This is a genomic window from Actinomyces polynesiensis (assembly GCF_000820725.1).
Lineage (GTDB): Bacteria > Actinomycetota > Actinomycetes > Actinomycetales > Actinomycetaceae > Pauljensenia > Pauljensenia polynesiensis.
In genome coordinates this window covers 1-9,639 of record NZ_CCXH01000011.1, presented here as the reverse complement: position 1 = coordinate 9,639, position 9,639 = coordinate 1, and the positions used below count along the sequence as shown (strand labels likewise).

Annotated in this window: 8 protein-coding genes and 1 pseudogene; 2 read left to right on the top strand and 7 right to left on the bottom strand. The window is 70.1% G+C overall.

Annotated elements, in window-relative coordinates; genetic code table 11:
* Positions 1-14: 14 nt before the first annotated feature.
* Both TA90_RS00415 and TA90_RS00410 read right to left on the bottom strand, forming a co-directional pair.
* Positions 15-1,289: an ABC transporter substrate-binding protein gene (locus TA90_RS00415; RefSeq protein ID WP_043534063.1), complete on the bottom strand. Its 1,275-nt coding sequence runs from the start codon at positions 1,287-1,289 to the stop codon at positions 15-17.
* An 81-nt stretch (positions 1,290-1,370) separates the two neighbouring features.
* A complete protein-coding gene (locus TA90_RS00410; RefSeq protein WP_043534062.1) occupies positions 1,371-3,692 on the bottom strand; it encodes an alpha-galactosidase in 2,322 nt (773 codons plus the stop codon).
* Between the two features lie 273 nt (positions 3,693-3,965).
* Between TA90_RS00410 and TA90_RS00405 the strand changes: the two genes are divergently transcribed.
* Positions 3,966-4,970, top strand: coding sequence for a LacI family DNA-binding transcriptional regulator (locus TA90_RS00405; RefSeq protein WP_043534061.1), 1,005 nt, complete (start codon positions 3,966-3,968; stop codon positions 4,968-4,970).
* Positions 4,971-4,995: 25 nt separating this feature from the next.
* On the opposite strand, the gene ybaK is transcribed toward TA90_RS00405, so the two are convergent.
* On the bottom strand, positions 4,996-5,508 hold the full coding sequence (gene ybaK / locus TA90_RS00400; protein WP_043534060.1) for a Cys-tRNA(Pro) deacylase: 513 nt from the start codon (positions 5,506-5,508) through the stop codon (positions 4,996-4,998).
* Between the two features lie 8 nt (positions 5,509-5,516).
* A complete protein-coding gene (locus TA90_RS00395) occupies positions 5,517-5,906 on the bottom strand; it encodes a YccF domain-containing protein (protein WP_043534059.1) in 390 nt (129 codons plus the stop codon).
* A gap of 140 nt (positions 5,907-6,046) precedes the next feature.
* Here TA90_RS00395 and TA90_RS00390 point away from each other — a divergent pair, with 140 nt between their 5' ends.
* A complete protein-coding gene (locus TA90_RS00390) occupies positions 6,047-6,751 on the top strand; it encodes a YggS family pyridoxal phosphate-dependent enzyme (RefSeq protein WP_043534058.1) in 705 nt (234 codons plus the stop codon).
* A gap of 205 nt (positions 6,752-6,956) precedes the next feature.
* Here the strand turns inward: TA90_RS00390 and TA90_RS00385 are convergent, their stop codons facing one another.
* From TA90_RS00385 to TA90_RS15945, 3 genes and pseudogenes are all read right to left on the bottom strand, one after another.
* On the bottom strand, positions 6,957-8,006 hold the full coding sequence (locus TA90_RS00385) for a lipoate-protein ligase LplAB (protein WP_043534057.1): 1,050 nt from the start codon (positions 8,004-8,006) through the stop codon (positions 6,957-6,959).
* Between the two features lie 273 nt (positions 8,007-8,279).
* Positions 8,280-9,083, bottom strand: a complete 804-nt coding sequence (locus TA90_RS15950) for an alpha-isopropylmalate synthase regulatory domain-containing protein (protein WP_407921567.1) — start codon at positions 9,081-9,083, stop codon at positions 8,280-8,282.
* 96 nt (positions 9,084-9,179) lie between these two features.
* Positions 9,180-9,593: pseudogene (locus tag TA90_RS15945) on the bottom strand (hypothetical protein); the annotation flags it as partial.
* Positions 9,594-9,639: the final 46 nt, after the last annotated feature.

The following is a 9,639-nucleotide window of genomic DNA, read 5'->3' as shown; positions in this document are numbered from 1 at the left end:
CACCCCGTACGGAATCAGCCCTGCTGCCCGAACAGGGTCTTGAACTGATCAGCCATCTGCTTGGTCCCGTCGGCGGGCGTCGCCTGCTGGGAGATCACGGCGTCGGTCGAGCTGACCATGGTCGACCACATGCCGTTGGGCAGGTAGACGCGGTCGAAGAACGGCTTGGTCGGCAGTTCTGCGGGCGCCACCCACTTGTCGTAGCTCGACTGGAGTGTGCCCAGGTCGACGCTGACGTTCGTCAGGCCCGAGTAGGAGGCGTAGGCCTTCAGCAGGACGCTGGCGTTGTCGGGGTCGGCGAGGAAGTCGACGAACTTCAGGGCCTCCTCCTTGCGGGGGCTGTCCTTCCAGACGCCGAAGGCGGCCATTCCCTCGCCGCCGACCAGGTACTGGCCGTTGGTGCCGTTGGAGGGGAAGGGGATGAAGCCGACGTTGGCGTCGGGGTTGTAGGACAGCGAGGTCGCCAGGAGCGAGGGCTGACCACCGGCGAAGGCGGCCTCACCCGTGGCGAGCTGCTTGGACATGTCATCGATGGAGGCCGAGACGTAGTCGGGGTTGAAGTAGCCCTCGGAGGCCCACTCACCGATCCTGTCGAGGACCTCCTTCTGGTAGGCGTCGGAGTCGAAGGTGCCGTCCTTGAAGGCGGCGAGCTGGGCGTCGGAGAAGGAGTTCGCGGCGATGACGTTGGCGAGGTCACCGGCGGGGCCGGAGTCCTTGCCGGAGGAGACGATCGGCGTCTTGCCGGCGGCCTTGATCTTGGCGAGGGCGGCGTCGAAGTCGTCCCAGGTCTTGATCGAGTCGGCGTCGACGCCGGCCTCCTTCAGGACGTCGAAGTTCACGAGCATGCCGGTGACGGTGTAGTCGATCGGAAGGGCGTACAGGGTGCCGGAGGAGTCCCGCATGGACTCGTCGAGGCCCTTGTTGACGTACTGGGCCCACGGGCGGTCGGTCAGCGGCTCGAGGAAGGGCCCGTAGCGCAGCACGGACCACCCGTGCGTGGTCCACACGTCGGGGAGGTTGCCCGCCGCCATGCGGACCTTCATGTTGTTCTCGAAGTTGGAGGAGTCGATCGTGATGTTGACCTTGGTGCCGGTCTCGTCCTCGAACTTCTTCGCGAGGTCCTGGATGGCGGTGTACTGCGGGCTCCCGGTGGTCATGTTCAGGTAGACGTCCAGGGCATTGCCCGAGGCGCTGCCCGACTCACCCGATTGACCGCCCGAGGAGCAACCCGCGAGCGCGAGGGCCGCGACCGCGGCCGTCGCGGAGAGGAGACGGATGGGGTTCTTCATGGCTGTGTTTTCCTTCCGATGGCTTCATTGACTGGAGGAAACGACGGTTGGCCGGGATCGGCCGACCGGGGAACTGCGTGGTCAGGCCACCACCTCCTCGGCTTCGAGGATGAGGACCTGGTCCGGGTAGAGGAGGGGGGTGTGGACACCCACCTCGGCGAGGGCGGCGCCGGTCATGGCGATGCCCTGCTGCTCTGGACCTGCCCACGGGGGCAGGAAGAGCCCTTCTGGGCCCCCGCCGACCAGGCGGGGACGCAGGCGGTAGGTGCGCTCGGGGTCGAGGCCCGGGATGCGCAGCATCCCCCGGGGCGACATCGGCGAGCGTGAGCGGGTGGCGAGCTGGTAGAGGGCGCGGGAACGGTCCGTGGCCACGATCCCGTGGAGCCACATGGAGCCGTCCGCGCTGTCGCGGCGGACGAGGTCACCGGTCAGGAGCAGGTCGCGGTGGGCCTTGTAGAAGCTCACCCACTCCCGGATGCGTGCGAGCTCGTCCTCGTCGAGGGGGAGGATGTCCCACTCGAAGCCGAGGTGCCCCCACAGGGCCGTTCCCACCCGGAAGGAGAGGTCGGAGACGCGTCCCGTGGTGTGGGAGTGCGCGGAGGCCACGTGCGTGCCCATCATCTCCGGGGCGAGGATCTGCTCGCTCCAGCGCATGATGCCCTGGCGCTCGTGGGGATCGATGCAGTCCGAGAGCCAGAAGCGCTGCGCGTGGGTGACCATCTCCAGGTCGACGCGGCCCCCGCCCGAGGAACACGACTCGATCTCCAGCCCCGGGTGCTCCGCACGCAGGGTGTCCATGAGCCGGTAGCAGGCCAGGGTCTGCTCGTGCACGGCGGGGCGTCCGCCGTGGGTGGCGTCCCCGGCATCGATGAGGTCACGGTTGTGGTCCCACTTGAAGTAGGAGATCTGGTACTCGTCCAGGAGTGCCCCGATCTGGGAGTGGACGTGTTCCCACGCCTCGGGGACCGTCAGGTTGAGGACCTGCTGGTTGCGCCAGGCCATGGGCAGCTCCGGCCCCGCCCGCAGGATCCACTCGGGGTGGGCCCGTGCGACGTCGGAGTCCAGGTTGACCATCTCGGGCTCGACCCACAGCCCGAACTGCATGCCCAGGGACCGGACGTGGTCGACCAGCGGGTGCAGCCCGTCGGGCCACACCTGGGAGTCCACCACCCAGTCACCCAGACCGGCGTGGTCGTCGCGGCGCCCCTTGAACCAGCCGTCGTCGAGGACGTATCGCTCCACACCCACACCCGCGGCGCGGTCGGCCAGGCGCAGGAGCTTGTCGAGGTCGTGGTCGAAGTAGACGGCCTCCCACACGTTCAGGGTCACGGGCCGGTCGGTGCCGGGGTGTCCGGGCAGCGTGCGCTGCCAGCGGTGGAGGCGACGCGCGGCCTCGTCCAGGCCCTCGGTGCTCTCCAGGTACACCCAGGGGGAGGTGTAGGAGGCCCCCGGTGCGAGGATCACCTCGCCGGGGAGCAGGAGCTCACCCCCGCCGATCACCTGGCGTCCGTTGTTGCACCGCTCCACCCAGGTGCGGTGGTTGCCCGAGAACGCGACGTGGAGGCCCCACACGCGCCCGTGCCCGAAGTCGAAGCCCTCCTCGCCGCAGAACATCATCATCGGGGCGTCGAAGTCGGTGCGGCCGTGGCGTCCTTCGTGCAGGTGGCAACCCAGGCGCACGGGGAGCCGCTGGGGCTCGCGCTCGCGGCCCCACCTCCCGGAGAAGTCCAGGATCTCCGCGGCCTCCAGGGGCAGGGGGAACGCCAGGGACAGTTCCTCGAGCTCGTAGTCGTCCGCGCCGGTGTTCACCAGGGCCGTGCGTCCCCGCACCACCCCCTGCTCGAGGAGCTCGAGGAGGACCTCGACGCGCAGGCCCGCGTCCTCGTCGACGAGCACGTAACGCACGGTGCCGGCCCCGCCGTCCAGCACGGATCCCGTGGACGAGGGGTGTTCCACCGTCGAGCCGCGGAGCTGGGCGGGAGTGGGGTGAGCGCTCGGCGAGGGCGGTGCGGGGACGACCGCATCGGAGCCGCGACCGGGCGCACCCTCCCCTGCCGGTTCCCCGACCACGCCACCGGCCACGTCCGCCGTGACGGATTCCGTGTGCAGGTGGGGGGCCCAGTCCCTGCCCCCTGCGCGGTGGCCCGACAGGCCGGGACGCCCCATCCACCCCGTCGACGCGAGCGGGACCACCCCCACCTGCAGCGGGTCGTTGGGGGCGTTGCCGTCGTAGGGCTCCTCGGAGGCCAGGGACAGGGCACGCACGGCGGCGGGGGTGAGGGCACCCAGGTCGCGTCCCCAGTACAGGACCTCGGGGGCCTGCGCGTTGGGCGTCTGCACCACCAGTGACGTGCCGCCGGCACGCAGGTGGACGATGTCGGTGCGGTTCGGGTCGAGGTCCACGGTTCCCCTGCTCCTTCTCGCCGGCGTCGGTGCCGGTCAGATGTCCTTGCCAACCCCCATCGGTTGGCCGTTGCCCATACTCTACTGCAGTAGATCGTGGTTGTCAGTACATAATCACAGTCACAACTTGATAACACTGAACCCTCTTGGCGGGAATTCACCACGAGTAGACTTGTCCCGTGGGCAGGCCCACCGCAGGGACGGAGACGTCGCTGACACGGGAGGGCAGGACCCGCCGCCGACACCGACCTCGACCGATGCGAGGAGCTCGACATGGCGAACAGGGCGACGCGCCCCACCACCCGTGCCGATGTCGCGCGCCTCGCGGGGGTCTCGACGGCGGTGGTCAGCTACGTGGTCAACGACGGCCCGCGCGGGGTCTCCGCGGAGACGCGCGCACGCGTCCTGCGGGCGATCGACCAGCTCGGCTACCGACCCAACCCGAGTGCCAGGGCGCTGAAGACCGGATCGACGGGACTCATCGGCGTGGTCGTCCCCGAGGTCGTCAACGCCTACTACGCAGAGTTCATCGAGACCATCGACAACATCGCCCAGTCGAGGGGCTCCGCAGTGCTCCTGGGGATCACCCACGAGGAGGCGCGCCGCGAGTCCGACCTCGTCCCCTCCCTCGTCGACCGCGGCGTGGACAGCCTGATCTTCAACTGCTACCTGCGCGACGAGCGCCTCTACCGGTTGGACCAGCCCCGCATCCCCCGCGTGCTCATCGACAGGGCCATGCCGGTGCCCGGGCTGACGACCGTCGGCGCGGACTTCAGCGAGGGCGCCCGCCTGGCCACGGAGCACCTCGCCGACCACGGCCACCACCGCATCGGCTTCATCGGTGGGCCCCTGGCCCCACCCCATCTCGACATGCGCCGGCAGGCCTGGGACGACGTGCTGCGCGAACGGGGACTCCCCCGGATCCCGCCTTCCGTCACCTCCTGGAACCGCGAGGGCGGCCACCGCGGCGCGCGGGAGCTGCTGGGCCTGGAGGATCCACCCACCGCGATCTTCGCGGCCTCGGACTTCATCGCCGTCGGCGCCATGCTCGCCATCCGCGAACTCGGCCTGCGCATCCCCGAGGACATCGCCCTGGTCAGCTTCGACGGCACGGCCGAGTCCGCCTACACCTGGCCCGCCCTGACCACCGTGAGGCAACCGTTCGCCGAGATGGCGCAAGAGGCCCTGGAGAGGCTCTCCGAGCCCGAGGTGGAGGTCTCCCACACGGTCTTCCCGATGGACCTGGTCGTGCGGGCCTCCTGCGGCTGCCACACCTGAGCGGGCCCTCCCGGTGGGCGACGGCTCAGTCCAGGGCGCGCAGGTCCGCCGTGTCGGCGTCCGTGACCTCGGCGAGGTCGAGGGGCGAGAGTTCAACGGACATCCCCCGCTTGCCCCCTGAGACGAGCACCGTGTCGTGGTCGAGGGCGGAGTCGTCGATGAAGGTGCGGTGGCCGGTGGTCTGCCCGAGCGGGGAGATCCCGCCCACCACGTAGCCGGTGCGGCGCTGGGCGACCTGGGGATCCGCCATCTCCGCGCTCTTGTGGCCGGCGGCCCTCGCGATCGCCTTCATGGAGAGGTGGTGGTCGACGGGGACGACGGCGACGACGTACTCCTCCCCCGCCCCGTTGCCCTCGCAGCGCACGAGCAGCGTCTTGAACATCCGCCCCGGGTCACCACCGATCTGCTCGGCGGCCTCCTCCCCGAAGGACCGCGAGCGCGCCGAGTGGACGTACTCGTGGACGGTGTAGTCCACCCCGGCCGCCTCGAGGGCCTCGATCGCGCGGGTCGGCCCCGCAGCCCTGTGCTTCTTCGCCATCCCGTACCTCAGGCGGGCCGGGCGCCGGATGAGGGCACGACCTGCTTACCGAAGGGGAAGCAGGTCACTGGGATCATCTTGACGTTGGCGACGGCCAGGGGGATCCCGATGATGGTGACCGCCTGCGCGGCGGCGGTGAGGATGTGCCCGACGGCGAGCCACAGGCCCGCCACGAGGAACCAGACGACGTTCATCAGGGCCGAGCCCGCGCCCGCCCCGGGTTTGTCCACCACGACCCGCCCGAAGGGCCAGACCACGTAGTGGGCCATCCGGAAGCAGGCCACACCGGCGGGGATGGTGACGATGAAGATGCAGGCGACGACGCCGAAGACCATGTAGGCGATGAAGAGCTCCAGTCCGGCGAACAGGAACCAGATGATGTTGAGCAGTGTGCGCATCGTGGACTCCGTTTCTGCCGGTCCGGTGGGGTGCCCCGGTTCCGGCCCGCCCATTGTCCCACGAGGGCGTCGCGCCCCACGTGGCGATCCCCATCCCCCACGGTGCGCACGGGGCACGGGCTTCCGCGTAACATCGTCGGATGACCCTCGCAGTGCGTATCGACGACACCTGTGGGCGGATCCGGGCCGCCATGGATGCCGCGGGACGCAGCGACCGGTGCGACCTGGAGCTCGCCGTCAAGACGCGCACGCCCGAGACCTGCCGGGAGGCCGCGCAGGTCCTCGCCGACCGCGGGCTCCCGGTGCTGCTGGGACACAACCGCGTCCAGGAGGCACGGGCCACGGTCGAAGCCATCCGGGAGGTGCCCGGCGCCCAGGTCCACCTGATCGGCCCGCTCCAGTCCAACAAGGTCAACCAGGCCCTGTCCGCCGTGGACCTCATCGAGACGGTGGACTCCACCGACCTGGTGGACCGGCTCGACCACCGCGTGGGCCGGAGGTTCCCGGTCTTCGTCCAGGTCAACACCTCCGGGGAACCCTCCAAGCACGGCTGCGCCCCCCAGGACGTCCCCCGCATCGTGGCGGCGGTCGAGATGGCCGCCCACCTCTACCTCCACGGCTTCATGACGGTCGGCCTGCACTCCCCCGATGAGCGCGCAGTCCGTGAGGGCTATGCGCACTTGCGCAGGATCCGCGACGAGGCGGCCGAGCGCCTGTGCACCTCCGACGGGGACCTCGCCCTGTCCATGGGGATGTCCGCCGACCTCGAGTGGGCCGTCGAGGAGGGTGCCACGATCGTCCGCGTGGGCACTGCCGTCTTCGGCCCCCGGCCCGCGTCGGGCTGACTCCTCCCCGTCCGCCCCCCTCGCGTGGTGCGACGACAGACAATGTGTCCACCCTGGGACCCACACAGACTCGAGGGTCAGCTGTGACCTGCACGAATGCAGAGGCCATCGCAGACGACGGTGGGGATTGTCTGTCGACGAGCAGCCGGGAGGACGCACCCGAGGCCGAGCAGCCGACGGCACCGCCCTCGTCGACGGGGAGGCCTCAGGGCAGGCGGTGCACCCACTCCTCGGTGGCGAACTTCGTCTCGCAGCGCTCACGGGCGACCTCGAGGTCGTGCTCGGTGATGGTGCCCTCGGTGGCGCCGAACTTGTCCCGGAAGTGCTCGAAGAAGACGTCGAGGATCGCCTCGCGCTCCATGCCGGTCTGGGACCGCATGGGGTCCACGCGCTTGACGGCGCTGCGGGTGCCCTTGTCGCGCAGCTTCTCCTTGCCGATGCGCAGGACGTCCATCATCTTCGCGGCGTCGATGTCGTAGGACATCGTCACGTGGTGGACCATGTACCCGTTCGCGAACCTCTTCTGGGCCGCGCCGCCGATCTTGCCGACCTCGGAGGCGATGTCGTTGAGGGGCACGTAGCGCGCCTTGACGCCGATCTTCTCCAGGACCTCCATGACCCACTGGTCGAGGAAGGGGTAGGACTGCTCGAAGCTGAGCCCGTCGACGAGGGCCGTGGGGACGACCAGGGAGTAGGTGACGCAGTTGCCGGGCTCCATGAACATGGCTCCCCCGCCGGTGACGCGGCGGGAGACGGTGATCCCGTACCTGTCGACGCCCTCCTGGTTGATCTCGTTGTCGTAGGACTGGAAGGAGCCGATGACCACCTGCGGAGCGTTCCACTCCCACAGACGCATGAAGGGCTTGCGGTGCCCCGCGGCCACCTCCTCGACGAGTGTCTCGTCCATGGCGACGTTGATCATCGGGTCCACGACGGGACCGTGGATGACGTCGAAGTCGATGTCCTCCCACGCCAGGGCGTGCCCCAGCGCGCGACGCAGCGCGATGCCGACACCCTCGGGAGTGAGACCGAAGAGCGTGTCGGTGGGCAGCAGCGCGCCCTGGACACGCGTTGCCGCCTCCGCGGCGGAGATCCCGGCGGGTGCCCCCTCCAGCGAGGCCGTGATCCGCTCGAGTGCGTCATCGGGGTCCAGGAAGAAGTCCCCCGCGACCCTCAGGTCGGTGAGCACCCCCTCGGACTCCTCGACGTCGACGACGACCAGTTTTCCCCCGGGGACCTTGTACTCACCATGCATGCCCCCATTGTCCGTCGGGGGCGGGGCGCGGCACATCCGCCGCGGCGGTGGGGAGGGTCACGTCACACCGCCCGCGTCCGGCTGACGGGCCGGCCCCACCCCGTTGGTCGGGCTGTGGTGGTCGCAGCGTGCAGGCGACACCGTTCTCGTCGCCCCTCGCGACAACCCACGCGGATCCGGTCGCCCCGCCGAACCGTGCGAACCGGCGACCGCCACCGGGCCGGTCGGACGGGAGGCAACCACCCGCCCCACGCTGGGTCGACAGGGGCGGTCTCAGCGCCCCTCGGCCACCAGCAGCGACACCACGCCGGAGGCGAGGAGACCCCACCAGTAGCCGTCGAAGAGGGCCTCCCAGGACGCCTCGATGACATCGGTCCCCACACCCACCGTGGACCACGTGCGCTTGCCGTCGCTCATGCGGATGAGCACCCGGATCGTGGCGTCGGTCCCCGCGTGTTGCTCGTCGAGGATCCGCACGCGGAAGTCCACCAACTCGAAGTCCCCCACCACCGGGTAGTCCCGGATGAGCACCGCGCGCAGCGCACGGTCCAGGGCGTTGACCGGGCCGTTGCCCTCGGCGGTGCGGATGTGGCGGCCGTCCGTGTGGACCTTGACGGTGGCCTCGGTCTGGGTGAAGGGACGCCCCTCGACCTCGGCGATCTCCTGGGAGGACACCTTCCAGGACTCCACCCGCACGAAGCGCGGGAGGTTGCCCAACTCGTCGCGCAGGAGCAGCTCGAAGGAGGCATCGGCCGCGTCGTAGGTGTAGCCCTCGGCCTCGCGCTGCTTGACCACCCGCGCCAACTCCTGGGCGACGCCGGGCCGCCCCGACTGGTCCACGCCGAGTTCGCGGGCCTTGAGTTCGATGCTGGCGCGGCCCGCCATCTCCGAGACGAGCATCCGCATCCCGTTGCCCACCAGGGCCGGGTCGATGTGCTGGTAGAGGTCGGGGTCCACCCGGATGGCCGAAGCGTGCAGCCCCGCCTTGTGGGCGAAGGCCGACTGGCCGACATAGGGGTCGCGCGTGAAGGGGGCGATGTTGACCAGCTCGGAGAAGAGGCTGGAGACCGTGGACAGCCTCCCGATGGAGGACTCGGGGACGACCTCATACCCGAGCTTGACCTGCAGGTTCGCCAGGCAGGTGAGCAGGTTCGCGTTGCCGGTGCGCTCCCCGTAGCCGTTGACGGTCCCCTGGACCTGTCGGGCGCCGGCCCCCACTGCGGCGAGCGTGTTGGCGACCGCGCAGCCCGTGTCGTTGTGGCAGTGGATGCCCAGGACGACGTGCCCGAACCCCTCGGCGTCCAGCAGGGCCCGCACCCGCGCCGTGACCTCGGCGATCGTGTCGGGCAGGTTGCCGCCGTTGGTGTCACAGGGGATGACGGTGGAGGCACCCGCGCGGGCCGCCTCCAGGAGGACGGCCAGGGCGTACTCGGGAGCCGGGACGGTGGCGTCGACCGAGCCGGTCCCGACGGGTCCGTCCGTCGGGACCGTTCCGCTGGGTCCGCCTGCCGGGCCCGTTCCGCCGGGTCCGCCCGTCCCCTCCTCCTCCGCGGCGAGTCCGTCGAAGAAGTGCTCGAGGTCCACCATCACCTCCGCGTCGCGCGCGAGGAAGGAGACGGTGTCGGAGACCATG

Excerpts from the sequence above, each read along its gene's own strand:
- TA90_RS00390 (WP_043534058.1), top strand. The coding sequence starts at position 6,047 with ATGACCCTCGCAGTGCGTATCGACGACACCTGTGGGCGGATCCGGGCC.
- TA90_RS00395 (WP_043534059.1), bottom strand. The coding sequence starts at position 5,906 with ATGCGCACACTGCTCAACATCATCTGGTTCCTGTTCGCCGGACTGGAG.
- TA90_RS00385 (WP_043534057.1), bottom strand. The coding sequence starts at position 8,006 with ATGCATGGTGAGTACAAGGTCCCCGGGGGAAAACTGGTCGTCGTCGAC.
- TA90_RS00405 (WP_043534061.1), top strand. The coding sequence starts at position 3,966 with ATGGCGAACAGGGCGACGCGCCCCACCACCCGTGCCGATGTCGCGCGC.
- ybaK (WP_043534060.1), bottom strand. The coding sequence starts at position 5,508 with ATGGCGAAGAAGCACAGGGCTGCGGGGCCGACCCGCGCGATCGAGGCC.
- TA90_RS00415 (WP_043534063.1), bottom strand. The coding sequence starts at position 1,289 with ATGAAGAACCCCATCCGTCTCCTCTCCGCGACGGCCGCGGTCGCGGCC.